Here is a 24,374-nt window from a genome sequence, read left to right as displayed (position 1 = left end):
CACGGACGGCCCCGCCTTGCGCGGGGCCGTTTGCGTTTGGCGGACTCCGTCAAAGGATTTGTCGCACGCGGAGATTCGTGAGAGGCTGAAAGATGCGCGGATTAATCCACGTATTGCACAAGAAACGCGCTTTCAGGGAGGATACCGCACATGAACCTCAGACCCGATCCCACGTTCCACGCCACCCCGAAACTGGCGATGGAGGCCCCCGCCGAGACGCTGGCCTTCACCCTGATGCTCAGCCCCGACGGCAGCCAGCCCGACGGCCTCGCCGTGGTGGATGTGGACCCCAAGTCCAAATCCTATGGCCAGATCGTCCATCAGGTGATCATGCCCAACATTGGCGACGAGTTTCACCATTTCGGCTGGAACGCCTGTTCCTCGTCGCTGTCGCCGCTCTCCGGCCACGCCTTCCTCGAACGGCGCTACCTGATCATCCCCGGCATCCGCTCCAGCCGCATCTACATCATCGACGTCAAGGACCCGCTGAAGGCGAAGATTCACAAGATCATCGAACCCGAGGAGGTGTTTGCCAAGACCGGCTATTCGCGGCCCCACACCATCCATTGCGGCCCCGAGGGCATCTATGTCAGCACCCTCGGCGGCGGTGGGCCGGACGGCACCGACGGCCCGCCGGGCATCTTCATCATGGATTGCGAGACCTTCGATATCCTCGGCCGCTACGAGATGGATCGCGGCGCGCAGGACAAGCATTACGATTTCTGGTGGAACCTGCCGCGCGATTACATGGTCAGTTCCGAATGGGGCCTGCCGCCGCAATTCGAGAACGGCATCGTGGCCGAGGACCTGCTCTCCAACAAGTACGGCCACGCGATCCATTTCTGGAAACTGCGCGAGCGCCGCAACGTGCAGACCATCGACCTCGGCGAGAATCACCAGATGGCGCTGGAGATCCGGCCCGCGCACGACCCGTCCAGGGATTACGGTTTTTGCGGCGTGGTGGTGGACACCACCAATCTCGAAGGCTCGATCTGGACATGGTGGCGCAAGGAAGACGGCACGTTTGACGCCAGGAAAACCGTCACCATCCCGCCGCGCCCCGCCGCCGCCGATGACCTGCCCGAATTGCTCAAGGGGTTCGAGGCAGTGCCGCCGCTGGTTACCGATATCGACCTCAGCCTGGACGACAAATACCTCTATGTCGCCTGCTGGGGCACCGGCGAGATGCATCAATACGATGTCTCCGACCCGATGAACCCCACGCTTGCCGGCAAGGTCGAGCTGGGCGGCATCGCCCGCGGCACCGCGCATCCCAATGGCAGCGATTTCGCCTACGGCCCGCAGATGGTGGAGATCAGCCGCGACGGCAAGCGCGTCTACTGGACCAACTCGCTCTATTCCACATGGGACGATCAGTTCTACCCCGATGACGAGGGCGGCCAGATGGTGATGGCCCATGTCGGCGAAAATGGCGGGCTGACCCTCGACCCGGATTTCTGCGTCGATTTCCCCAAGGGCTACCGCGCCCACCAGATCCGGCTGGAGGGGGGCGACTGTTCCACCGACAGTTTCTGCTATCCCTCCGTCTGAAGCATGTTGCACAAAAGTGGGAACCGGTTTTGTGCCCCTCGAACATGCGGCATCAAGGAAAAAGAGAGGGGCGCGCGATTGCGAATGAACGCGGCCCGCTCTGACGCATGGCGGATCTGAACACGACGGCGGCCCTGTGGTGGGCCGTCGTCGCCTCGGGGCTCTACCACGGCATCAATCCCGGCATGGGCTGGCCGCTCGCCGTCTCGGCGGCGCTGATGGAGCGCGCGCGCGGCAGCCTGTGGAAGGCATTGCTGGCGCTCGCCGGCGGGCACCTTCTGGCGATGACCGCGATCCTGTTTCCGTTCTCGGCGCTGGCCTCGCTGGTGACGTGGCAGCGCGAAATCCGGATCGGCGCGGCCTGCCTCGTCATCGGCCTCGGGCTTTACCTGCTGGTCAACCGGCGCCACCCCCGGTTCCTGGCGCGGGTGCCGCCGTCGCGGCTGGTGCTGTGGTCGTTTCTCGCGGCCACGGCGCACGGCGCGGGGCTGATGCTGGTGCCGATCTATCTCGGCATCTGCGATCTGGCGCAGGAGGGCGCGGGCCACGCCGCCGCCGCCACACTGATGCGCGGCACGCTCGCCACCGCCACGATCGTCGCACTGGTCCACACCCTCGCCATGACGGCGGCGGGCGGGGCGCTGGCATTCGGCGTATACCGCTGGCTGGGGCTGAAATTCCTGTCGCGAAGCTGGTTCAACCTCGACCTGCTCTGGGCCCTGAGCCTCGTCCTCGTCGGCACCCTGGCGCTGTGGCACGCGCTCTGAGCCACGTCACCGCTTGCGCCGCGCCCCCGGCGTCTTGGAGTGAAACCCCGGCGGGCGCTTGCGCACCCATGCGATGAACCTCGCCAGACGCGGATGCGCCCGTAACGCCTCGACGGTATTGAACGCCCGCGCCAATTCCGCTTCCGTCAGCGTGGCGTGGATCTCGTTATGGCAGATCTGGTGCAGCCGCACCACCGGCCCGCCCTTGCCGCCCCTGAGCTTCGGCACGAGGTGGTGAAGGCTCTGCCGCGCCTCCGGCGGGATCGGTCGGCGGCACAGCGGGCAGATCGGGTCGGTTGGTTTCTCTTGATCCATCGCGGCGCTCCGGGTCATAGCATGGCGCAACGTGGTGCGAGGGCAAGGGGCAAGTGATGGAAGCGCTGGTCATCGGGGCCGGACCCGCAGGGCTGATGGCGGCGCGCGAGATGGCCCGCGCCGGGCTGCGCGTGACGCTGGCGGAGGGCAGGCCCTCGGCGGGGCGCAAGCTCCTGATGGCCGGGAAATCGGGGCTGAACCTGACAAAGGACGAGCCGTTCGAGGATTTCCTCGCGGCCTATGGCCCCCGCGCCGACCACCTGCGCCCGATGCTCGAAGCGTTCGGGCCGGACGCGGTGCAGGGTTGGGCGCAAGAGCACGGGCAGACGCTTTTCACCGGCTCCACCGGCCGCGTCTTTCCCCGCGCGATGAAGGCATCGCCGCTCCTGCGCAGCGTGCTGGCCGAGTTGCGCGGCCTGCGTGTCGATCTCCGCACCCGCTGGCGCTGGACCGGGTGGGCGGGCGACGCCGTATGCTTTGACACCCCCGACGGGCCGCAACGCCTGCGCCCCGCCGTCACCGTGCTCGCCTGCGGCGGCGCAAGCTGGGCGCGGCTCGGCTCGGACGGGGCCTGGAGCGGCGCCTTCGATCCCGCCGACCTCGCCCCGTTCCGCCCCGCCAACATGGGCTTTCTGGTGGACTGGTCGCCGCACATGGCCCCGCATTTCGGCCGCCCGGTCAAGGGCATCGAATTGCAGGCCGGTGCGGCACGCTCGCGCGGCGAATGCGTGATCTCCGCCACCGGGCTGGAGGGCGGCGGCGTCTACGAGGTGAGCAGTGCCCTGCGCGACGGCGCGCCCCTCACGCTCGACCTCGCGCCGGACCTGTCGCCCGGGGATGTTGCCACCCGGCTGGCCCGCGCGCGCCCCCGCGACAGCCTGAAAAACCGGCTGCGCAAGGCGCTGCGCCTCGACCCCGCGAAACTCACGCTCGCGATGGAATTTGCCCGCGACGCCCCCGACCTGCCCGCGGCACTCAAGGCGCTTCCCGTGCCGCTCCTCGGCCCCCGCCCGATGGACGAGGCGATCTCCACCGCCGGCGGCCTGCGCCTCGACGCGCTCGACGCGGGCCTCATGCTGCGCGCCCGCCCCGGCACCTTCGCCGCCGGCGAGATGCTCGACTGGGAGGCCCCCACCGGCGGCTACCTGCTGACCGCCTGCCTCGCCACCGGGCTCTGGGCCGGCCGCCACGCCGCGCGATATGCTCAGGGCAGGGCGGCTGCGCGCTGAAAGGCCGGGCGTGCCGTGACCGCCTCAAGATAGGCCGCCAGCCGCGCGGGCGGTGCGGGAAACCCGGCCTTGCCCGCCCAGATCAGGCAATGCCCCAGCAGGATATCGGCGATTGTCATGGTCTCGCCCTGCACGAACGGTCCGGCGAGCGCCTCTTCCAGCCGCCTGATGTTGCGCTCGTATTCCCACTTGAGCGAGTCCTTGACCGCCGCCACCCGATGCGCCTCGGGCAGCACGAAGGAATGCCGCGCCGCCGTCCACAAGAGCGCGTCCACCTCGTCGAGGATGCGATGCGTGAGCGCGTCCTGCGCGGCGCGCTCGTGGCTGCCGGGGGCATGGGTCAACTGCCCGTGCCGGTCAGCGAGAAAGGTCATGATCGCGGTGGAATCGGTCAGCACCGTCTCGCCGTCGCGCAGCGCCGGGATCTTGCCCGTGGGGTTCACCTCCAGCGCCTCCTTCGAGCGCGGCGCGACCGGCAGGTGATTGTACTCGATCCCCATCTCTTCCAGCAGCCACAGCACCCGGAAGGCCCGGCTCGCCCGCGATCCGATGACGTCATACATGGTGGTGCCCCGCTCGATCCCTCGTCGCGGCACCATCGCGCAATGGAGGGGCGGTGGCAACGCCATACCGGGGAAATGAGGGTCCAGTCAGGAAGGGCGGGTTTGGCCTGTACCTGCCGTTCGGATGCTGGCACCGGCGCGGCTCACCCAACGTCCTCTCGTGGTCAAAAGGCTCCGCTGCAGGGTGGGGGCCAACCCACCACGCCCGTCACCCGCCAAGGCCATAGGCAAGCAAGTCCTTGGCGAACTGCATCAGGCGGCCATTGTTCGCCACATGGTCGAGCACAGCGGTGCCAACGGCGCCACCGCCGACCTTGGCCGCCGACATCACCACCGCATCCCCGACCTTGCCGCAATAGGCGACAACCGCGTTCAGCGCCGCCAGCATCCGCTCCGCTATGCCGCGCAACACGCCCTTGTCCGGCGCGTCCCGCTCCAACTCTTCGCGCGCCTCGTCGAGACCGTCCCAGATGATGGTGATCTGCCAAGCCTTCAGGCTGTCCCGGTCCCTGATATCCGACACATCCACCGTCACCCCGAACCCTGCCCCGCCCGTCGCCCCAAGTCCAGCGCGCGCCCCGTTAACCCCGCCCCGGCCCACATCCGCACCGACGCAATACCGACAGGATACCGACGCGATACCGCCCCGATATTTCTCGCCATTCCAACGCGTTAACCCTGATTCGCGCGCCCCGTAGGGTGGGGTTCACCCCACCGCCCGCCCGCTCACCGCGCCGCCAGCATCGCCAGCCGGATGAGCGCCCGCTCCACCAGCGCCATGTCGGGTGCCCGCTGCCCCGCCGAGCGCAGCGTCAGGTCGGTCTCGGTGAGGATCGACAGCGCCTGTTCCAGCCTTGCCGCGCCCCAGTTCTGCGCCTGCCGCTGCATCCGGTCGCGGCGGGGCCCGAAGACCGGCGGGCGCAGGCGGGCGATGCCCTTCGCGGCCCCGCCGGGATCGGCGGCGGCGGTGTAGAGCGCGCGGAAATGCCGTGCCGCCCCGATGCACAGCCCCACCGGCTGCACCCCCTGCGCCTTCAATCGCCGCAGCACCGGGCCGATATCCCCGGCGTGGCCCTCGGCCACCACGTCGAGGATGTCGTCGAGATCGGCCTCGGTCGAGGCGGGGGCGCAGGCCGCTATATCCTGTGCCGAAAGCGGGCTGTCGTCGCCGATCTTGTAGAGCGCCAGCTTCTCCATCGTCTGCCGGAAATCGCCGGGGTCGAGCGCGCCGGCGAGTGCTGCGAGATCGGCCATCACCGGGCCGGGAATGTCGCGCAGCCCGGCGCGGGTGAGTTCGGCCTCGATCTCCTCGCGCGAGGGCGGATCGTCATAAATGCCGACGGCATAGGCGTTTTTATGCGCCTCGAACGCCTTGCGCAGCCTCGACGTGGCCTTGAGCTGCCCGGCGGTAACGACGATCTGCGCATCGCCCTCGGCCCAGTCGGCGAGCGCGGCGAGCACCGGCTCGGCCACGCTGTCATTCGCGTCCTCCACCAGCACCGCGCGCGGCCCCGGAAAGAAGCCCTGCGCTTTGACCGCATCGCCGAGCGCGGCGCGGTCCTTGCGCAGATCGGCGGCGGCGAGGCGGCTCAGGCGCATCTCCTCCTCGGCTCCGGGCCCCAGAAGCGCGGCGATCATCTCCTGCCGTTTGAGCGCCACCCGCATGGCATCGGGGCCGTAAATCAGCAGCCCCGTGCGCTGCGGCTCGGGCCGGGCGAAATAGCGGGCGGCCTCGCGCGTGCCGAGCTTCATCCTGACAGGTCAGACGCCGCGGCGGCAAGGCGGGTGAGCATCTGATCGGCGAGCATCTGCATCAGCCGCACCTCGGCGTCGCGCTCGGCGGCCTGTGTGGCGACCGGCGTACCGAAGGTGGAATATCCAGTGAAATTCGTGACTTCGCCCCTGTCCACCACCTCGTCCGTGTGCAGGTCGGTGAGCGTGTAGCGCACCCGCCCGATAAGGTTGGCCCGCGCCGCGACATCGCGGCGGTCGATGGCGATGTCATCCTCCCGCAGGTCGATCGCCGGGCGCAGCTCGTAGCGGGGTGATGCGGGCCGCCCCAGCCGCGTCTCGATCTCGCGGGTCAGCAGAAAGCCCGCCCGGTTGTCGGGCGCGGTAACGCGGACCTGCCCCATCAGCGCATCGCCGCCGCCGCCCGGCCCGTAAACCGGCGCAAAGCCGCAGCCCGCCAGCACGGCGAAGCCCGAGAGCAGGAACAGGCGGCGGTCAGATGACGACATTCACGATCCGTCCGGGGACGACGATGATCTTTCTGGGCGCGGCCCCCTCCAGCGCCCTTTGCACAGCATCATGCGCCAGCGCCGCCTTTTCAACCTCGGATTTCGCCATGTCGCGCGGCACCGCGATCTCGGCGCGCCGCTTGCCGTTGATCTGGATCGGCAGCGTCACGGTGTCGTCGATCAGCATGGCCGGGTCGGCCTCGGGCCAGGCGGCGGTGGCGACAAGCCCCTCACCGCCCAGCATCGCCCAGACATCCTCGGCCAGATGCGGCGTCATTGGCGCCATGAGCTGCGCCAGCGTGCGCGCGGCCTGCCGCTTCGCCGCCTGTCCCGCCGCCGATTTCGCCAGCGTCGCGGTGAAGGCATAAAGCCGCGCGATGGCGGCGTTGAAGCCAAAGGATTCGAGGCCCTTGGTGACCTCGTCGATGGTCTTGTGCATCTCCCGCAGGAGCGCGGTATCGGCTTCGGGGGCGGGCTCCTTGGGCGTTTCCGCGATCTCGGCGGCCAGCCGCCAGACGCGGGCGAGGTGGCGATGCGCGGCCTCGGCACCCGAGGCGGTCCATTCCACGTCGCGCTCGGGCGGGCTGTCGCTGAGCACGAACCAGCGCGCGGTATCGGCCCCGTATTGCGCGATGATGGTCGAGGGATCGACCACGTTCTTCTTGGATTTCGACATCTTGGCGGAGGGGATGATTTGGACGCGCCTCCCGGCCTCGTCCTCCATCAGCCAGAGGCTTTCCAATTGCCTCACATCTGCTGACTCTCCACAGTTGGCGACAACAACCGAACGCTTGATGGCTTTCTTCTCCCCAAAAGAATCCGTGAACTCAATTACATCTTCTGGGAAAAGGAATTCCGTTCTCAACGGCTGAGCAGTCAGCGGCTCGTCTCCTTGAGCACCCGGACTGCTATTGTCCAAATCTTGATAAATCTCGTGCGTCACCATGCCCTGCGTGAACAGCGCATCGAACGGCTCGATCGCCTTCTCGGGGAGGTGCCCGCAAATCTTCATCGCCCGGGCGAAGAAGCGGGAATAGAGCAGATGCAGGATCGCGTGCTCGATGCCGCCGATATACTGATCCACGTTCATCCAGTATTCCGCCTCGGCCATGTCGGTGGGCGTCGTCGCACGGGGTGCGGTGAAACGGGCGTAATACCAGCTCGAATCAACAAACGTATCCATCGTGTCGGTCTCGCGCCGCGCGGGTGCGCCGCAGGCGGGGCAGGCGCATTTCGCCCATGTCGGGTGCCGGTCGAGCGGGTTGCCGGGGATGGAAAAGTCAATCGGCGTGCCGCCCTCGTCATAGGGCAGTTGCACGGGCAGGTTCTCTTTCCTTTCCGGCACCACGCCGCAGGCGTCGCAATGCACCACCGGGATCGGGCAGCCCCAGTAGCGTTGACGGCTGAGGCCCCAGTCGCGCAGGCGGTACTTGACCTGCGCGGTGCCCAGACCCTGCGCCTCGAACCAGTCGATGGTGGCGTCGATCCCCTCCTGGCTGGTCGCCTCGCCCACGCCCGCGAAATGGTCGATATAGACCACCTTCTCGGACTTGGCGGGCACCAGCGCCTCGGTTTCGACCTCGCGCTCGTCGCCCGGCATGTAGAATGCGTTGCGCACGTCCAGTCCATATTTGCGCGCGAAATCCAGATCGCGCTGGTCATGCGCCGGACAGCCGAACACCGCGCCCGTGCCGTAATCCATCATGACGAAATTGCCGACCCAGACCGGCAATTCACGATCGGACCAGACCGGGTGGCGCACCGTGATGCCGGTGTCGATCCCCTTCTTCTCGGCCTTTTCCATCGCCGCTTCGGTGGTGTCCATCTTGCGCGTCTCGGCAATGAACGCGGCCAGTTCCGGGTTGCTCCCGGCCAGCGCGCGCGAAACCGGATGCTCGGGCGAGATGGCGATGAAGCTCGCGCCGCGCATGGTGTCCGGGCGGGTCGAGTAGCACAGGATCGGATCGCCGCCACCGGTGCGCTGGAACGGGATCTCGATGCCCCGCGACCGCCCGATCCAGTTTTCCTGCATCGTGCGCACCTTGGCGGGCCAGTCGTCGAGCCGGTCGAGCGCCTCCAGCAATTCGCCCGCGAAATCCGAGATGCGGAAGAACCATTGCGTCAGTTCGCGCCGCTCCACCTCGGCCCCCGAGCGCCAGCCGCGCCCGTTCTCCACCTGCTCGTTGGCGAGCACGGTCATGTCCACAGGGTCCCAGTTCACCACCGCGTTCTTGCGATAGACGAGGCCCTTTTCCAGGAAATCCAGGAACAGCGCCTGCTGCTGGCCGTAATATTCGGGGTCGCAGGTGGCAAACACGCGGCTCCAGTCGATGCTGAGGCCCAGCGGCTTCATCTGCTCGCGCATGGTGGCGATGTTGCCGTAGGTCCAGTCCCTGGGGTGGCCGCCGCTGGCCATCGCGGCATTCTCGGCGGGCATCCCGAAGGCGTCCCAGCCCATCGGGTGCAGCACGTTGTGCCCGCCCGCGATCTTGTAGCGGGCCACCACGTCGCCCATCGTGTAATTGCGCACATGGCCCATGTGGATGCGCCCCGAGGGATAGGGGAACATCTCCAGCACATAGTATTTCGGGCGGCTTTCGTCGCGGCGGGCGCGGAAAATCCCGGCCTCCTCCCACGCCTCTCGCCAACGTTTCTCGATCTCGGCGGGTGAATAGCGCGACATGCCTGGCGCCCCTCTCGTTGCGGTCCCGTTCGGGCTGCGGTGATAGGCGCTTGTCGGCCATTGGTCCAGTGTCGGAGCGCAAAAATGCGGGGCTTGGCCCGCCGCCCGTTGCTCGGATATAAGCGCGGGCACGCAGCAGGGCAGGCGGGCCGTGAACATCCTATTCATCCACCAGAATTTTCCGGGTCAATACAAGCACCTCGCGCCCCGGCTGGCGCGGATGGGGCATCACTGCGTGGCGCTGACGCTGCGGGTCACGCAGGCGCGGACATGGCAGGGGGTGCGGATCCTTCCCTACAGCCTGCCGAAACGGGCGGGGCAGGCCGTGCACCCCTGGCTGGTGGATTTCGACACCAAGGTAACGCGCGGCGAGGCGTGCTGGCGCGCGGCGGTGCGATTGCGCGATCGCGGCTATGCGCCCGACCTGATCCTCGCCCATCCCGGCTGGGGCGAATCGCTCTTTCTGCGCGATGTCTGGCCCGACGCGCGGCTGGCGCTCTATTGCGAGCTTTTCCACCTCGCGGGCTGGCCGCATCTCGGCTTCGATCCCGAATTCGCGAGCCGCACGCCCGAGGCCGATTCGCTGCGCATCCGCATGAAAAACCTCAACAACATGCTGCATTTCGACGCGGCTCACGCCGGTATCAGCCCGACGCGCTTTCAGGCCGATACGTTTCCCGCGCGGTTCCGCGAGCGCATCACGGTGAGCCATGACGGCATCGACACCGTTGCCGCCTGCCCGGTGCCCGACGTGCGGCTCGAGGTGGAGGGGGCGGACAGGCTGAGCCGCGACGACGAGGTCATCACCTTCGTCAACCGCAACCTCGAGCCGTATCGCGGCTATCACATCTTCATGCGTGCGCTGCCACGCCTGCTGCGCGAGCGGCCCCGCGCCCGCGTCCTGATCGTCGGCGGCGACGAGGTGAGTTATGGCGAGCGTCCGCCCAAGGGGCAGACGTGGAAGCAGATCTTCATCGACGAGGTGCGCGGGCAGATTTCCGACGACGACTGGGCGCGCGTGCATTTCCTCGGGCGCATCCCCTATGGCCGCTTCCTGCGGCTGTTGCAGGTGAGCCGCGTGCATGTCTACCTCACATACCCCTTCGTCCTGAGCTGGTCGCTTCTGGAGGCGATGAGCTGCGGCGCGGCGGTGGTCGCGGGCGATACCGCGCCGGTGCGCGAGGTCATCAGCCATGACGAGACCGGGCGGCTGGTGGATTTCTTCGACGGCGCGGCGCTGGTGGACGCGGTCTGCGCCCTGCTCGACGACGAGGCCGCGCGGCAACGGCTGGGTCAGGCGGCGCGCGACCTGATCCGCGCGCGCTACGACCTCCGGACGATCTGCCTGCCGCGTCAGGTGGCGTGGGTCGACGAGGTGGCGGCAGGGGGCGCGTGAGGCGTCCGACACCCGCCAGAGCGGCCATTGGTGCCGCGATACGGGAATGGCGGCTGTTTGGGATTTTGCTGCCGGTTGGATATCTGTTTCTGGTTGATATTTCGGAAACTGCGCGTAGCCTTGCTGGCGAAATGGAGACCTGCTGATGACACTTGAAATTTGGTCAATTTACGCTGCCACCGTGCTTGCGTTGATGAGCACACCTGGGCCGAGCCAGCTTCTCATGTTGTCTAACAGCGGCGCTCATGGATTCAGGCGATCGCTCCTTACAGCGGCAGGTGATCTTTCGGCAAACGCATTGCAGATGCTTGCCGCAGGTTTGGGCTTGGCAGTGATAATCGCGGCTTCGGGCACGGCGCTCACCCTTATCAAATGGGCCGGGGTGGCCTATCTGATCTGGCTTGGTATCCGTATGATTGGAAAGGCAAAGCCCGGCGATCCTGATTTGGATGACGTGAAAGGAAACGTATCGCTTGGAAGCCTTTGGATGCAAGGCTTCCTGACATCGGCAGCGAACCCCAAGGCAGTCGTTTTCTTCGCGGCCCTTTTCCCACAGTTCATTTCGGCTGACGGCCCCTTCTGGCCGCAGTTTTTGATCTTGTCCGTGACCTACATCGTCATGGATGGAGCATTTCTCTCGGCTTACGGGGTTGGTGCGAGCTGGGTTGCCGCGCGCTTCAAAGGTACTGCAAAGGTCTGGATCGAGCGCGTCGGCGGCAGTTTCATGGTCGTGGCGGCGATCCTGCTAGGCTTCAAGTCGATTTCGAAACAATAGGCCGTTTGGCCTCGGACCGGGCTTACTCTGCGCGCTCCACGAATGTCCTGTTCTCCCCCAATGGGAAACCCAAGTTCATGCATGCAAAAGCCGTGCCTCACCCATCCTCTGTCGCGTGATCGTACTCGCACAGCGCATGATCGCCCAGCGAGGCCAGCACGTAGCAATCCCGTGACGGCCCGTCGCCGGTGCAGCGCTCGGTGATGCGGCTCAGTTCCGCCTCGAGCGCGCGCAGCCGACGGATCTTGCGGCGCGTGGCGTCAAGCTGGTCCTGCGCGATCCGCGTCGCCGCCTCGCAGGTGCGGTCGGGATGCTCCTGCAACTCGATCAGGGCGGAAATCGCCCCGAGCGAAAACCCCAGATCGCGGGCGTGGCGGATGAAGCGCAGCCGCTCCAGCTCCGCCTGCCCGTAACGCCGCTGATTTCCGGCGCTGCGCCGGGGCGCGTCGAGCAGCCCGCGCTCCTCGTAATAGCGGATGGTGGGCACCTTGACGCCGGTTTGCCGGGCCAGGTCGCCGATCGGGAAAAACATCGCAAACCCCCTTGAAGCTCTAGTGGCTAGAGAAATTACATTAAGGGCAGTCAAGATGCAAAGGAGGTCCCGGAATGGCGGGATGCTGTGACCACGACGTGCAGTTCGACGGCGTGTCGGACGCCTACAAACGGCGGCTGTGGCTGGTGATCGCGATCAACGCGGCGATGTTCGCGGTCGAGATGGGGGCCGGCCAGGCGGCGCAATCGCAGGCGCTCAAGGCCGATGCGCTCGATTTCCTGGGCGATGCGCTCACCTACGGGCTGTCGCTGGCGGTGATCGGCATGGCCGTGCGGGTGCGCGCGACGGCGGCGCTGGCGAAGGGGCTGAGCCTGCTCGCGATGGGGGCCTGGGTTCTGGGCACCACGCTCTACCAAATCGTCTATCTCGGCGTGCCGCAGGCCGGGATCATGGGCGGCATCGGCTTTCTCGCGCTGGCGGCCAACGTGACGAGCGTGCTCCTGCTGGTGGCCTGGAAGGACGGCGATTCCAACGTGCGCTCGGTCTGGCTGTGCTCGCGCAACGACGCCATCGGCAACGTGGCGGTGATGCTGGCGGCGCTGGGCGTCTGGGGCAGCGGCACCGGCTGGCCCGACGTGATCGTGGCCGCGGCGATGGCCGCGCTGTTCGTCAACTCGGCGGTGCAGATCATCCGGCAGGCGCAGGGCGAACGGCGCGCCGCCGCCGCGGCTCAGTAACGGCCCGCCTCGATGCGAAGCTGCCGGGCGCGGTTGAGGATCGCATCCTCGACCGCGCGCTGCGTGGCGGCATCGACCGCGCCCCGCCGCGTCTGGAGCGAGACCTTGAGCGCGCGGGCATCGAGCGCCGGGTCGCTGATAAGCACGGTGGCGCGATAGGCGGTGCCGCCCCCCGGCGGGGTGCCATAGCCGGTGGAGATCACGCCGGTGAACGGGTCGGCCGCCTCGACCGGCAGGAAATCGAGCACGTCGAGCGAGGCGGTCCACAGGAACCGGTTGACCTTGACGGTATCGCGGCTGCCGCGGAAGGCATCGAGCAGCGAGCCGTCCTTCGGGTCGGGCCGCGCCTCGCGCCCGCCCTTGACGCGCGTCGCCTCGGGGTCGAGCCGGGCGTTCTGGAACGCGCCGCACCCGGCAAGGAGCACAAGGCTCGCCGCGGCGAGGCCGACAAATCTGATACGCGACTGGGTCATGGCACCGTCCGGGTCTGTTTCCCCCCATGTATCCAAGCCGCCGCGCCGGGGCAAGCCCGTTGCACCCGTCGCGCGCCCGTGGCACTGAGACGGCACGGGTGAACAGCGGGAGAATGCCGGTGAGCCTCAGCGAGATCAGAGAACGGATCGCCCGCGCCGAGGCCGGGGCGGGGCGCGCGCCGGGCAGCGTGGCGCTCGTCGCGGTGTCCAAGGTGCAGCCGCCGGACCGGGTCGCGGCGGTGCTCGATCAGGGCCACCGCCTGTTCGGCGAGAACCGGGTGCAGGAGGCGGCAGAGCGCTGGCCGCCGTTCCAGGAGCGCTACGCAGGCATCGCGCTGCACCTCGTCGGGCCCTTGCAGACCAACAAGGCGCGGCAGGCGATGGAGATGTTCGACGCGATCCATTCGCTCGACCGGCCGAAACTCGCGCGCACGCTGGCACGGCTGGCGCAGGAGACCGGTCGCTGCCCCGATCTCTTCGTGCAGGTCAATACCGGCGAGGAGCCGCAGAAGGCGGGCGTGCTGCCCGCCGATGCCGACGCCTTCGTGGCCGAGTGCCGGTCGCTCGACCTCGCCGTCGGGGGGCTCATGTGCATACCGCCGGCGGAGGAAGAGCCAAGCCTGCATTTCGCGCTGCTGGCAAAGATCGCGGCGCGCAACGGGCTGGACGGGCTCTCGATGGGGATGAGCGGCGATTTCGAGCGCGCCATCGCGCTCGGGGCCACCCATGTGCGCGTGGGCTCGGCCATTTTCGGCGAGCGCGATTACGGGTAGAGCATGTCGCTCAAGAGTGGCAACCGGTTTTGCGCCCGTCAAACATGCGAAACCGGGCAGTTGACGCGTGGCGAATGACCGCGATGCGCTCCGGCGTTCCGAACCTGGCAAAAGACACCCGCCGGAAGCGGGCGATCGCATCCCGGCCCTGCATCCTTGGGTGAAACGGTCAGATGACGGGAGCGGACCCTGAGCGGACCCTGAGCGGACCCACCGCCCCCGGCTCGACTCCGGGACGAAGCGGCCTGTCGCTGCAACGCAGAGAATGACTGCCTGTGAATGACGTCAAGCGCAAGCGATAGGCGTTTCCATTGACATGTAACGACTGTTACGTTATAAGCGTGCCATGAAAAACATTTCCTGGTTACTGCTCACCTACAAGGTGCCCCCTGAACCCGCCGCAAAACGCGTGGCCCTTTGGCGCAAGCTGAAGGGCATGGGGGCCATCTATCTTCAGAACGGGGTCTGTCTGCTGCCCAAAACAGACGATCACGTGCGCCGTCTCAAGATGTTGGAAAATGATATTGAGGAGGCGCAAGGCGAGTCCGTCATCCTCGAAACCGTCGCTCTCGATCCCGGTCAGGAAGCCAAGGTTCTGGCGCGCTTTAAGGCGGAGCGCGACGACGCCTATGAAGAGTTCATCGACAAGTGCGACGATTTCGAGGCTGAGGTCGCCAAGGAAGTGGCCGCCAACCACTTCACCTACGCCGAACTTGAAGAGAACGACGTCGATCTCAAGAAGCTTCAGGGTTGGCTGACAAAAATCCAGAAACTCGACTTCTACGGGGCCGACCGCGCCGCCGAGGCACAGGAGCGGCTGAAAGGCTGCGTCACCGTGCTGGACGACTATGCGCGCAAGGTTTTCGACGCCCACGATGAAAACAAGTGAGGCCAAGGCAATGAATTTTCTGACAGTTCAAGGGCCACCCCCTTGGAGCCGATTCGCTCCTAACCTGTCGCGGTCAACCGGACCAACGGCTCTCGCCCGCTGGCTCGACCGGCAGCGCCAGCGCGCCCACCTGTCCCGGCTTGACGCGCATCTGCTCGACGACATCGCCGTGAGCCGCGTCGATGCAGCCAGGTAGGCAAGGCGATGGGACTGAACCGCGCAAGAGCCAGAAAGGAGAGCAACAATGCTTGAATGGTCCACCGCAGGCCCCGCCGTCGGGGCAGCCTTTCTGGCCTCGATTGTCGAAGTTGTCGAGGCGTTCACCATCGTGCTGGTGGTCGCCACCCTGCGCGGCTGGAAACCCGCTGTGCTTGGCACGGGGGCCGCGCTGTTCGTTTTGGCTGCGACTGTCGTGATCCTGGGGCCGCTGCTGGATCAGGTGCCGCTCCACCTGCTGCAACTGGTGATCGGGGTGCTTTTGCTGCTCTTCGGCATCGGCTGGCTGCGCAAGGCCGCGCTTCGAGCGGGCGGCGTCATTCCGCTGCACGACGAGGATGCGATCTTTGCAAGGGAAACGGCGGGGCTGACCGCCGAGGTTGAACGCCAACGGACATCGCAGGACTGGATCGCTGGGATCGCCGCGTTCAAGGCGGTGCTGCTCGAAGGGTTGGAGGTCATCTTCATTGTCATTGCGGTTGGAGCAGGGCGCGGGATGCTTTGGCCTGCCAGTTTGGGCGCCCTTGCGGCCTGCCTGCTGGTGCTTCTGGTCGGGGCCATTGCCCATCGCCCGCTGGCACGGGTGCCGGAAAACACCCTCAAGTTCGGCGTTGGCGTCATGCTGTCGGCCTTTGGCGTGTTCTGGACCGGCGAAGGTCTGGGCGTGGACTGGCCGGGGCATGACCTTGCCCTGTTTGTCTTCGCGGCGCTGTTTCTTGTTGCAGGGCTCATGGCGGCCCGCATGGTCCGACAACCGATCAAGGAGGTGACCCCATGAACATCCTGAAAGACGTGTTCTCAGAGCTGTTCAGCATGTTCGTAGCCGACGCCCGGCTTACTGCGGCCATTCTGGCGACGGTCGCGCTCGCTGCGATACTGATCAACGCGACCAGTCTGCCACCCCTCGCAGGCGGCTTGCTCCTGCTGCTGGGCTGCATCGCTGTCCTGTTCCTCAGCGTCAGACGGGAAGCCAGGCGACGAGCAGCAGAATATCGGTAGTCTGGCTTCTCACCCGGCCTTCGCTCCAATCTCCACGAAAGGGGCGCAACAGCGCAAGACCGGGAGCCTCGTGTCAGGCGGGGCGCACGCGCTGTCGCGCTCCGTCGGCTGTCGGGCCGTCCCGCGCCGGTCGCGACCTGCCCCCGCGCGGCGAATCGCCGGACCGCGAACGCCCGCTCGGGGCCGGCCCCGCCTGCCTCAGGCCAGCGCCGCCGCGGGGCGGATCGCCCCGGTCTCGATGCCGCGCCAGTTGATGATCGGTGCGTTGCACAGCCGGCGCGCGGCGCGGTGGCCGGGGTCGAGCACACCCAGCCGCACGAGGATCGCGGCGATGGCGCATTCCGCCCCGCGCGTACCGCCATCGGCGATCTTGAGCGCCACACCGAGCCCCCTCTGCGGCAGGATCGCGATGAAGAACGCCTCCGCCCCGGTCTTGAGCGCCACCGGCTCGGAACAGGCGCGCATCAGCTCGGTGCAGGCGCGCCCCTCGCCCGCCACCAGATCGGGATGGGCGACCATCGCCTGCCACAGGCGGCGCGCGGCGCGTTCCTCTGCCGTGTCCTCGCCTGCGCCCGCATACCACGCCATCGCCCGCGCCATGGCGCGCAGCGTGGTGGCCGGGTTGGGGGCCGAGCAGCCGTCGATTCCGTGATACGGCGAGGGCGCATCGGTGACGGTCTCGAACGCCTCCATCACCGCGCGCTGCACCGGGTGATCGAGGTCGATATAATCGGGTCCGCCGCCGAGGTGCCGGCCGAGCGTCAGGAACCCGGCATGCTTGCCCGAACAGTTGTTGTGGACCTGGCAGGGCGCGGTGCCCGAACACAGCAGCGCGTCATGCGCCGGCTTGTCCCACGGCATGTGCGCGCCACAGCGGAAATCATCGTCGCCAAGGCCCATCCCGGCGATCCAGCGGCCCACCCTGTCGGTGTGGATGGCCGCCCCGTTATGCGACGCGCAGGCCAGCGCAAGCTGCTCGGGCCCCAGCCCCGCCGAATCCGCCGCCCCCGAGGCCACCAGCGGCAAAGCCTGGATCATCTTGGCCGAGGAGCGCGGCAGCACCACCTCGTCGGGGTTGCCCCAGGCCTCGACGATGCCGCCGCCGGCATCGCAGATCACGGCGTGGCCCAGATGCACGCTCTCGGGGCGCGGGCCGCGCCAGATTTCGGCCAGGGAAACGGGATGGGTCATGCGTGGTCTCCGGTGTTGCCGCGCGGGCGGAGCGGGGCCGGGCTGTCCGCGGAAACCCGCCGAATTCCGACTTTCACTTTCCGCGCGTTTCGCGCTAGTCTCTCGTCATCGAAAGCGGATCGGTCGCACACCACAACAGGCCTGTAAAGGGCGGCGACCGGTCGGATGGATTGAGGCTGGGACGGCTTGGAGGCTGGAACATGATGACAGGACTGGCACGCGCCCTCGCCCTTGCACTGGCATGCGGGGCGGCGACGGCGGCAACGGCGCAGGACACAAGCACCAACCAGGTGGCCACCAACACGGCATGGAGCGTGTTCGAGGATACCGACCCCCGCGAATGCTGGGCGGTCTCGGCCCCCACCGAGACGGTCAACACCCGCGACGACCGCGTGGTGGCGGTGCGGCGCGGCGATATCCTGCTGATGACCTTCTTTCGCCCCGCCGCCGAGGTGCAGGGGCAGATCACCTTCACCGGCGGCTATCCCTTCGCCAAGGGCTCGACCGTCAACATGAAGGTCGGCGACGATGAATTCGAGCTGTTCACCGAGGGCGAATGGGCCTGGCCCGCCACCACCGACGACGACGCCAAAATCCTCGCGGCTATGAAGCGCGGGATCGACGCGGTGCTCACCGCCCGCTCCACCCGCGGCACCCAGACCAAGGACACGTTCTCGCTGCTGGGCTATACCGCCGCGGTCGAGGAGGCCGAAAAGCGCTGCCAGTGAGAGGACGCTCCGGCCTGCGGCGAGCGCGCGTTTCAGCGCGCCCCGGACACCACGACACCACGGCGCAGCGCGGGTAACCCCAACGAAACCCCGCATCGCCAGGCTCGCACCCCGGTCCCGCGCGCGCCGCCTCAGCGCAGCACCTTGCCCTCGGGCCAGCTCATCCGCGTCTCCAGGGTGATCGCCCGCGTCGCCCCGGCGTCCAGATCGAACCGCCAGGCAAGGACGCCGCGCCGGTCCTCAAAGCCGATCTCGTCGGGGTCGGGCCGCGCGTCCCATGTGATGTCGAGCGCGTCCTGCTCCGACACCGGCACCCGGTCGAGGACGGTCAGCGGCCAGCTCTCGCCGGTGAGGTTCTCGACGATGATCTCCACCGTTTCGCGGCGCTCGCTCGCGCGGGTGATGAGGCCGCGATCGCCCTCGGCGCGGGTCCGGACCACGCGCCGGAGCGTGATTCCCTCGATCGGCCCGAACGACAGCGTCATCTCCGCCCCCGCCGCGGCAAACGACAGCCAGTGCTGCCCGACATAGCGCCCGTCGAGATAGAACCGCGCCTCCGGCGTCGGCAGGATCACCTCGTCCCCCGGCAGCCGCACCCGCGCCATCAGATAGGCGGTGTCGTCCATCAGCGGCACGGCGCGCGCGCCGATATCGGCCTCTGCCTCGACAGACGGCAGCATGAGCCGCACCCGGTCCGCCCCGGTGGCGACGCTGACCGGCGCGGGATAGGCATAGCGCACCGACAGCCCGTCAAACTCCGGGCGCGCCATGTCGGCTTCGGCCTCGGCGGCGGGCGCGGCCATTTCCATCAGCGCCCCCTCGGCCCGCACCTTCGGCATGGGCCGGATCTCGTCAGGATCGCCAAGCCGGGGAATCCACGGATGAATCTCGCCCGGCTCGCCCTGCTGCGCGGGGCGCCGGGTCGAGAGCGTGAGCGCGATGTCGCGCCAGTTCTCGCCGGTCTGCTGCCGCAGATAAGCGCCGCGCTCGATCCGCACCCGCTCCCCGGCGCGCGACAGGTGCAGATCGTAGAGCGGCTGCCACCCGGCCTGCGGCACCGTGTAGGTGATGGTGAGACGCCCGCGCAGCGGCCCTTCGGCCTGCATGGCGACGGCGAGCAGGGCGCGCGCGTCGGTCTCGGGCACCAGCGCCTCCAGCGCCTGCCGCGCGCGCGACAGCTCCTCCATCAGGTCCTTGAGCGCGCGTTCGGCGGCTTCGGCGCGGCGCTCGGCCCCGGCCTCGGCGCGGCGCGCCTCCAGCGTCTCGCGCCCGATCATCGCCACCATCTCGCCCAGCGCGGCGGGCTCCTGCGCCGCCAGCCCCTCGGCGGTGCCGATCCCGTCGAGAAAGCGCAGCCGCGCCCGCGCGGCATCGGCCTCCAGCCGGATATCGGCCACCTCGGCGCGGCGCGTCCGCAGCGCCTCTTCCAGCCGTTCGACCTCGGCCCGCGCCGATAGCACCTCGGCGCTCTCGCCGGTGTCGCGCGGCGGCACGTAATCCTCGCGCGTGCGCACGCCGCCCAGCCGCGCACCCTCCAGCGTCACGCGCACCGATTCCAGCGGCGTGTCGCGCGGCAGGTCCGTCAGGATCAGCTCGTGCTGCCCGGCGGGGGCCGAGAATTCGGCCTCGCGGGTCACGGTCGCGCCCTCGGGATAGACGGTCGCGGCGCTGACCCGGCTCGTCACGGGCAGGTCCCCGGCCGATGCGGTGGCGGCAACAAGGATGAGCGACAGGGCAAGTGAGACGGCGCGCATGGGAAACCTCCTGATGACCTGTCCGAACTTTCCGCGTTTCCGGCGCGCGGTGCAAGCCGTCAGGACGGCGTCGGCACCGGGCCGCCCCCGTCAGGCCCCGGCATCGCCGTCCCAGCCCTCGATCAGCGCCATCGCCTCGTCCGCCGTCTCGACAAAGCGAAAGAGGTCGAGATCCGCGTCGCTGATGGTGCCCGCCTCGGCCAGCGCATCCCAGTTGATGATCCGCCGCCAGAAATCCTCGCCGAACAGCAGGAACGGCACCCGCTGCATCCGGTCGGTCTGAATGAGCGTCAGCGCCTCGAAGGTCTCGTCGAGCGTGCCGAACCCGCCGGGAAACACACAGATGGCCCGCGCCCGCATCAGGAAGTGCATCTTGCGGATGGCGAAATAGTGAAAGTTGAAGCACATCCCCGGCGTCACGTACTCGTTGGGCGCCTGCTCGTGCGGCAGCACGATGTTGAAGCCGATGGATGCGCCTCCCGCATCCGTCGCGCCGCGGTTTCCGGCCTCCATCACGCCGGGACCGCCGCCGGTGGCGATGACGTATTCGCGCCCGTAGGTGGCCATGGATTTCTCGGTCATCAGCCGGGCGAACCTGCGCGCCTCGTCGTAATAGCGCGACAGGTTGGCCAGTTCGGGCGTGCGCGCGGTCTCCTCCTGCGACGGCTCGGGGATGCGCGAGCCGCCGAACAGGACGACGGTGCTCTTGATGCCGCGCTCGTTGAGGATCATCTCGGGCTTGAGCAATTCCAGTTGCAGCCGCACGGGGCGCAGCTCATCCCGGCACAGGAAATCGTCATCGGCAAATGCCAGCCGGTAGGCGGGGGCGCGCGTCTGCGGCGTGTCGGGCACCTGCGCGGCGGTGGAGCGGTCCGCATGCGCATCGCGGAACAGGCTGTGGCGGTCGTCGTTCATCGCGGGCGATCCTCGCTTGGGTCCGGGCTCTCATGGGTATAGCCTTTGGCCGGTCAAGGAAAGTCAAAGAGGGACGAGCGATGGACTGGCAGGCGGCGATTTCAGAGGCTGGCGCGCGGATCGCGGATCATGTGCGGCGCACGCCGGTGGCCACCGTACGGTGGGGGGCGCCAACCTCGCGGTTCGGTGCGCGAACCGTGCGGTTCAAGTTCGAGCAGATGCAGCATACCGGCAGCTTCAAGGCGCGCGGCGCGTTCAATACGCTGCTGCAGGCGCAGGTGCCCGAGGCCGGGATCGTCGCCGCCTCGGGCGGCAATCACGGCGCGGCGGTGGCCCGTGCGGCGGCCGCCCTCGGGCACCGCGCGCGCATCTACGTGCCGCAGATCGCCGGGCCCGCCAAGATCGCGTTGATCCGTGCGCAGGGTGCGGATTTGCAAGTGGTTCCAGGTGCTTACGCCGAGGCAGCCGCGCGCGCCGCCGAGTGGCAGGTCGCGACCGGTGCGATGCAGGTGCACCCCTACGACGCCCCCGCGACGGTCGCCGGTCAGGGCACGGTCATGGCCGAATGGGAGGATCAGGGCCTCGACGCCGACACCGTGCTCATCGCCGTGGGCGGCGGCGGCCTCGTCGCCGGGGCGCTCGGCTGGCTTCAGGGCCGCCGCAAGGTGGTCGCCGTCGAACCCGAAACCGCCTGCGCCCTGCACGCCGCGCTGGCCGCCGGCGCGCCGGCGGACGTGAATGTTTCCGGTATTGCTGTCAATGCCTTAGGCGCAAAACGGATCGGCGATATCTGCTTCGGGCTGGCACAGAAACAGGGCGTCGAGAGCGTGCTTGTCAGCGACACCGCCATCGCCGGGGCGCAGGCCGCGCTCTGGCGCGAGATGCGCCAACTGGTCGAACCGGCAGGGGCCGCGGCGCTGGCGGCACTGATGTCGGGGGCCTATGTCCCGGCAGAGGGCGAGCGGGTGGCGGTGCTCGTGTGCGGCGGCAACGTGGCCCCCGACCCGCTGGACAGCATGGACAGCCCCGGATAGGACGCGCGCATGGCCAAGCCCAAGGACAACCCCAATTACAAGGTCGTCGCCGAAAACCGGCGCGCGCGGTTCGACTATGCCATCGAGGACGATCTCGAATGCGGCATCATCCTCGAAGGCTCGGAGGTCAAGTCGCTGCGGCAGGGCAACGCCAACATCGCCGAGAGCTATGCCACTGTGGATAATGGAGAATTGTGGCTGGTCAATTCCTATGTCGCACCCTACGAGCAGGCTAGGACATTCGGCCACGAGGAGCGGCGGCGCCGCAAGCTCCTGGTCTCGCGCAAGGAACTGGCGCGGCTTTGGAACGAGACACAGCGCAAGGGAATGACGCTGGTGCCCCTGGTGCTGTATTTCAACCATCGCGGCATCGCCAAGATCAAGATCGGCATCGCCAAGGGCAAGAAGACCCACGACAAGCGCGAGACCGCCGCCAAGCGTGACTGGAACCGGCAGAAACAGCGGCTGTTGAAGGAGCACGGGTAAAGGCGCGGGAAGCGGCCCCTTTTCAGGGCCCTGCGCCCGCACGCGGCCTTGCCCTTTGGCCCCCCGGAATGTAGTCAGATCACGTTCCACAGCCCGGGGGGCGCAGATGTCCGACGATCCCAAGACCCTTGTCTCGACCGACTGGCTGGCGGCGCATCTGAAGGACCCGGACCTGCGGGTTCTCGACGCCACCGCCTTCCTGCCCGGCACCGGGCGCAACGCGCGTGCCGAATACGAGGCCGCGCATATTCCCGGCGCGCGGTTCTTCGATATCGACGAGATCAGCGATGCGCGCTCCGACCTGCCGCACATGGTGCCCCCGGCAGAGAAATTCATGTCCCGGATGCGCGCCATGGGCGTGGGCGACGGGCATCAGGTGGTGGTGTATGACACGCATGGCCTGTTCTCGGCGGCGCGGGTGTGGTGGCTGTTTCGGCTGATGGGGCATGACGACGTCGCGGTGCTCGACGGTGGATTCCCCAAATGGCAGGCCGAGGGCCGCGAGATCGAGGACATGGCCCCGGTGATCCGCGACCGGCACATGACGGTGCGGCGGCAGAATCACATGGTGCGCGACGTCACGCAGGTCTCGGCCGCGACCAAGCTGGGCGATCACGAGATCCTCGACGCAAGGCCCGAGGGCCGATTTCGCGGCGAGGAGCCGGAGCCCCGCCCCGGCCTGCGCGGCGGGCATATTCCGGGATCGAAGAGCGTGCCGGTCTCGGCGCTGCTCAACCCCGACAAGACGATGAAATCGCCCGAGGATCTGCGTGCCGTGCTCGACGCTGCGGGCGTTGACTTCGGCAAGCCCGCGATCACCACCTGCGGCTCGGGGCTGACGGCGGCGATCATCAACCTGGCGCTGGAACGGATCGGCAAGGCCGACCACGCGCTTTACGACGGATCATGGGCGGAATGGGGCGCGTATCCGACGCTGCCCGTCGCCACGGGAGACAACTGAATGTTCGAACATCTCAAGGAAAAGCCGGCCGACAAGATCATCGCTCTGGGGCAGGCGTTTCGCGAGGACCCGCGCGAGACCAAGATCGACCTCGGCGTCGGCGTCTACAAGAACCCGGAGGGCGTGACCCCGGTCATGCGCGCGGTCAAGGCGGCCGAGAAGCGGCTCTGGGAGGAGGAGACGACCAAGAGCTATACCGCGCTGGCGGGCGATCCGGCCTTTACCGGGGCGATGGCCGACCTCGTGCTGGGCGATGCCGTCCCGCGTGAGAATGTGGCCACGCTGGCCACGCCGGGCGGCACCGGCGCGGTACGTCAGGCGTTCGACCTCGTGCGCATGGCCAACCCGGGCGCGCGTGTGTTCGTGTCCGACCCGACATGGCCTAACCACCTGAGTATCCTCGCCTATCTCGGGGTGGAGGTGGTGAATTACCGCTATTTCGACAGCGCCACCTGCGCGGTGGATTTCGACGGGATGATGGCCGATCTGGAGGGCGTGCGCGCGGGCGACGTGGTGCTCCTGCACGGCTGCTGCCACAACCCCACAGGGGCGAACCTCACCATGCCCGAATGGCGCGCGGTGGTCGAGCGGCTGAACGCGGCGGGTGCGCTGCCGATGATCGACATCGCCTATCAGGGGTTCGGCGACGGGCTGGAGGCGGACGCGGCGGCGGTGCGCTATGTGGCCGCCAACTGTCCCGAGGTGCTGATCGCGGCGAGCTGTTCCAAGAATTTCGGCATCTACCGCGAGCGCACCGGCATCCTGATGGCGGTGATGCAGGAGGCGGGGCTGCGCACGCTGACACAGGCCAACCTCGCCTATCTCAACCGGCAGACCTATTCCTTTCCGCCCGATCACGGCGCGCGGCTGGTGAGCATGGTGCTGACCGACGATACCCTGCGCGCCGACTGGCAGGCGGAGCTCGAGGATGTGCGTCAGGGGATGCTGAAACTGCGCGAGCAATTGGCGGCGGAATTACAGCGGCTGTCAGGCTCTGATCGGTTCGGCTTCATCGCGCAGCATCGGGGCATGTTCTCGCGCCTCGGGGCCACGCCGGAACAGGTCGAGCGCCTGCGGGCCGACCACGGCATCTACATGATCGGCGATAGCCGCATCAACATCGCCGGGCTGAACGACAAAACCGTGCCGATTCTTGCCAAGGCGCTGATCGACGCGGGCGTGTAGGCGAGAGGGCGGCCCGCGGGC

The 24,374-nt window shown here is 67.8% G+C and carries 27 protein-coding genes; 16 read left to right on the top strand and 11 right to left on the bottom strand.

Annotated elements, in window-relative coordinates; translation table 11 throughout:
- Positions 1-150 precede the first annotated feature (150 nt).
- Entirely contained in the window at positions 151-1,551 is a 1,401-nt protein-coding gene (locus ACFFU4_RS09645) for a selenium-binding protein SBP56-related protein (protein ID WP_377069491.1), read from the top strand.
- A gap of 107 nt (positions 1,552-1,658) precedes the next feature.
- The gene (locus tag ACFFU4_RS09640) at positions 1,659-2,318 is read left to right on the top strand and encodes a hypothetical protein (RefSeq protein ID WP_377069489.1); all 660 of its coding nucleotides are present in this window, start codon (positions 1,659-1,661) and stop codon (positions 2,316-2,318) included.
- 6 nt (positions 2,319-2,324) lie between these two features.
- Here the strand turns inward: ACFFU4_RS09640 and ACFFU4_RS09635 are convergent, their stop codons facing one another.
- Complete coding sequence (locus ACFFU4_RS09635) at positions 2,325-2,651, bottom strand: HNH endonuclease family protein (protein WP_377069487.1); 327 nt, start codon at positions 2,649-2,651, stop codon at positions 2,325-2,327.
- 35 nt (positions 2,652-2,686) lie between these two features.
- Between ACFFU4_RS09635 and ACFFU4_RS09630 the strand changes: the two genes are divergently transcribed.
- Complete coding sequence (locus ACFFU4_RS09630; protein ID WP_377069485.1) at positions 2,687-3,862, top strand: TIGR03862 family flavoprotein; 1,176 nt, start codon at positions 2,687-2,689, stop codon at positions 3,860-3,862.
- On the opposite strand, the gene ACFFU4_RS09625 is transcribed toward ACFFU4_RS09630, so the two are convergent.
- From ACFFU4_RS09625 to leuS, 5 genes are all read right to left on the bottom strand, one after another.
- The gene (locus ACFFU4_RS09625) at positions 3,838-4,425 is read right to left on the bottom strand and encodes a glutathione S-transferase family protein (protein ID WP_377069483.1); all 588 of its coding nucleotides are present in this window, start codon (positions 4,423-4,425) and stop codon (positions 3,838-3,840) included. The genes ACFFU4_RS09630 and ACFFU4_RS09625 overlap by 25 nt on opposite strands.
- 208 nt (positions 4,426-4,633) lie before the next feature.
- Positions 4,634-4,948, bottom strand: coding sequence for a hypothetical protein (locus ACFFU4_RS09620; RefSeq protein WP_377069481.1), 315 nt, complete (start codon positions 4,946-4,948; stop codon positions 4,634-4,636).
- Between the two features lie 203 nt (positions 4,949-5,151).
- Entirely contained in the window at positions 5,152-6,177 is a 1,026-nt protein-coding gene (holA, locus tag ACFFU4_RS09615; RefSeq protein ID WP_377069479.1) for a DNA polymerase III subunit delta, read from the bottom strand.
- Positions 6,174-6,665, bottom strand: coding sequence for an LPS assembly lipoprotein LptE (lptE, locus tag ACFFU4_RS09610; RefSeq protein WP_377069477.1), 492 nt, complete (start codon positions 6,663-6,665; stop codon positions 6,174-6,176). Before lptE ends, holA begins: the two co-directional genes overlap by 4 nt.
- Positions 6,652-9,348 (bottom strand): leucine--tRNA ligase, encoded by a 2,697-nt coding sequence (leuS, locus tag ACFFU4_RS09605; protein WP_377069475.1) that lies wholly within the window; start codon positions 9,346-9,348, stop codon positions 6,652-6,654. The genes lptE and leuS overlap by 14 nt, the downstream gene beginning before the upstream one ends.
- Positions 9,349-9,499: 151 nt before the next feature.
- Here leuS and ACFFU4_RS09600 point away from each other — a divergent pair, with 151 nt between their 5' ends.
- Both ACFFU4_RS09600 and ACFFU4_RS09595 read left to right on the top strand, forming a co-directional pair.
- The gene (locus tag ACFFU4_RS09600; protein ID WP_377069473.1) at positions 9,500-10,744 is read left to right on the top strand and encodes a glycosyltransferase; all 1,245 of its coding nucleotides are present in this window, start codon (positions 9,500-9,502) and stop codon (positions 10,742-10,744) included.
- A 145-nt stretch (positions 10,745-10,889) separates the two neighbouring features.
- Complete coding sequence (locus ACFFU4_RS09595; RefSeq protein ID WP_377069471.1) at positions 10,890-11,519, top strand: LysE family translocator; 630 nt, start codon at positions 10,890-10,892, stop codon at positions 11,517-11,519.
- A 97-nt stretch (positions 11,520-11,616) separates the two neighbouring features.
- Here ACFFU4_RS09595 and ACFFU4_RS09590 read toward each other — a convergent pair whose 3' ends face one another.
- Positions 11,617-12,051: a MerR family transcriptional regulator gene (locus ACFFU4_RS09590; RefSeq protein ID WP_377069469.1), complete on the bottom strand. Its 435-nt coding sequence runs from the start codon at positions 12,049-12,051 to the stop codon at positions 11,617-11,619.
- Between the two features lie 74 nt (positions 12,052-12,125).
- Between ACFFU4_RS09590 and ACFFU4_RS09585 the strand changes: the two genes are divergently transcribed.
- Positions 12,126-12,749: a cation efflux transmembrane domain-containing protein gene (locus ACFFU4_RS09585; RefSeq protein ID WP_377069467.1), complete on the top strand. Its 624-nt coding sequence runs from the start codon at positions 12,126-12,128 to the stop codon at positions 12,747-12,749.
- Here the strand turns inward: ACFFU4_RS09585 and ACFFU4_RS09580 are convergent.
- Complete coding sequence (locus tag ACFFU4_RS09580) at positions 12,743-13,222, bottom strand: DUF3576 domain-containing protein (protein WP_377069465.1); 480 nt, start codon at positions 13,220-13,222, stop codon at positions 12,743-12,745. The two genes, ACFFU4_RS09585 and ACFFU4_RS09580, sit on opposite strands and share 7 nt — an antisense overlap.
- 119 nt (positions 13,223-13,341) lie before the next feature.
- Between ACFFU4_RS09580 and ACFFU4_RS09575 the strand changes: the two genes are divergently transcribed.
- The 5 genes from ACFFU4_RS09575 (at position 13,342) to ACFFU4_RS09555 (ending at position 16,099) form a co-directional block, all read left to right on the top strand.
- Positions 13,342-13,995 (top strand): YggS family pyridoxal phosphate-dependent enzyme, encoded by a 654-nt coding sequence (locus ACFFU4_RS09575; RefSeq protein ID WP_377069463.1) that lies wholly within the window; start codon positions 13,342-13,344, stop codon positions 13,993-13,995.
- Positions 13,996-14,341: 346 nt separating this feature from the next.
- Positions 14,342-14,884 (top strand): Chromate resistance protein ChrB, encoded by a 543-nt coding sequence (locus tag ACFFU4_RS09570; protein WP_377069461.1) that lies wholly within the window; start codon positions 14,342-14,344, stop codon positions 14,882-14,884.
- On the top strand, positions 14,844-15,080 hold the full coding sequence (locus ACFFU4_RS09565) for a DUF1127 domain-containing protein (protein WP_377069459.1): 237 nt from the start codon (positions 14,844-14,846) through the stop codon (positions 15,078-15,080). The genes ACFFU4_RS09570 and ACFFU4_RS09565 overlap by 41 nt, the downstream gene beginning before the upstream one ends.
- A gap of 48 nt (positions 15,081-15,128) precedes the next feature.
- Complete coding sequence (locus tag ACFFU4_RS09560; RefSeq protein ID WP_377069457.1) at positions 15,129-15,878, top strand: COG4280 domain-containing protein; 750 nt, start codon at positions 15,129-15,131, stop codon at positions 15,876-15,878.
- Positions 15,875-16,099 carry a hypothetical protein gene (locus ACFFU4_RS09555; RefSeq protein WP_377069455.1) on the top strand — a complete coding sequence of 75 codons (225 nt, stop codon included), beginning with the start codon at positions 15,875-15,877 and terminating at the stop codon, positions 16,097-16,099. The genes ACFFU4_RS09560 and ACFFU4_RS09555 overlap by 4 nt, the downstream gene beginning before the upstream one ends.
- A 198-nt stretch (positions 16,100-16,297) precedes the next feature.
- Here the strand turns inward: ACFFU4_RS09555 and ACFFU4_RS09550 are convergent, their stop codons facing one another.
- A complete protein-coding gene (locus ACFFU4_RS09550; protein ID WP_377069453.1) occupies positions 16,298-17,290 on the bottom strand; it encodes an asparaginase in 993 nt (330 codons plus the stop codon).
- A 200-nt stretch (positions 17,291-17,490) separates the two neighbouring features.
- Between ACFFU4_RS09550 and ACFFU4_RS09545 the strand changes: the two genes are divergently transcribed.
- Positions 17,491-18,018, top strand: a complete 528-nt coding sequence (locus ACFFU4_RS09545) for an invasion associated locus B family protein (protein ID WP_377069451.1) — start codon at positions 17,491-17,493, stop codon at positions 18,016-18,018.
- A 131-nt stretch (positions 18,019-18,149) separates the two neighbouring features.
- Here ACFFU4_RS09545 and ACFFU4_RS09540 read toward each other — a convergent pair whose 3' ends face one another.
- Both ACFFU4_RS09540 and ACFFU4_RS09535 read right to left on the bottom strand, forming a co-directional pair.
- On the bottom strand, positions 18,150-19,772 hold the full coding sequence (locus ACFFU4_RS09540; protein WP_377069449.1) for a DUF4139 domain-containing protein: 1,623 nt from the start codon (positions 19,770-19,772) through the stop codon (positions 18,150-18,152).
- A gap of 90 nt (positions 19,773-19,862) precedes the next feature.
- Positions 19,863-20,687, bottom strand: a complete 825-nt coding sequence (locus tag ACFFU4_RS09535) for an LOG family protein (protein ID WP_377069447.1) — start codon at positions 20,685-20,687, stop codon at positions 19,863-19,865.
- A gap of 80 nt (positions 20,688-20,767) precedes the next feature.
- On the opposite strand from ACFFU4_RS09535, the gene ACFFU4_RS09530 reads away from it, so the two are divergent.
- From ACFFU4_RS09530 to ACFFU4_RS09515, 4 genes are all read left to right on the top strand, one after another.
- Entirely contained in the window at positions 20,768-21,721 is a 954-nt protein-coding gene (locus tag ACFFU4_RS09530) for a serine/threonine dehydratase (RefSeq protein ID WP_377069445.1), read from the top strand.
- 9 nt (positions 21,722-21,730) lie between these two features.
- On the top strand, positions 21,731-22,207 hold the full coding sequence (gene smpB / locus ACFFU4_RS09525) for an SsrA-binding protein SmpB (protein WP_377069443.1): 477 nt from the start codon (positions 21,731-21,733) through the stop codon (positions 22,205-22,207).
- Between the two features lie 106 nt (positions 22,208-22,313).
- Entirely contained in the window at positions 22,314-23,168 is an 855-nt protein-coding gene (gene sseA / locus ACFFU4_RS09520; protein ID WP_377069441.1) for a 3-mercaptopyruvate sulfurtransferase, read from the top strand.
- Complete coding sequence (locus ACFFU4_RS09515) at positions 23,169-24,353, top strand: amino acid aminotransferase (RefSeq protein WP_377069439.1); 1,185 nt, start codon at positions 23,169-23,171, stop codon at positions 24,351-24,353. It begins immediately after the preceding gene.
- The last annotated feature ends 21 nt before the right edge of the window (positions 24,354-24,374 follow it).

The sequence above is a fragment of the Roseovarius ramblicola genome, from assembly GCF_042430665.1.
Taxonomy (GTDB): domain Bacteria; phylum Pseudomonadota; class Alphaproteobacteria; order Rhodobacterales; family Rhodobacteraceae; genus Roseovarius; species Roseovarius ramblicola.
This window is presented reverse-complemented; position numbering and strand designations above follow the sequence as displayed.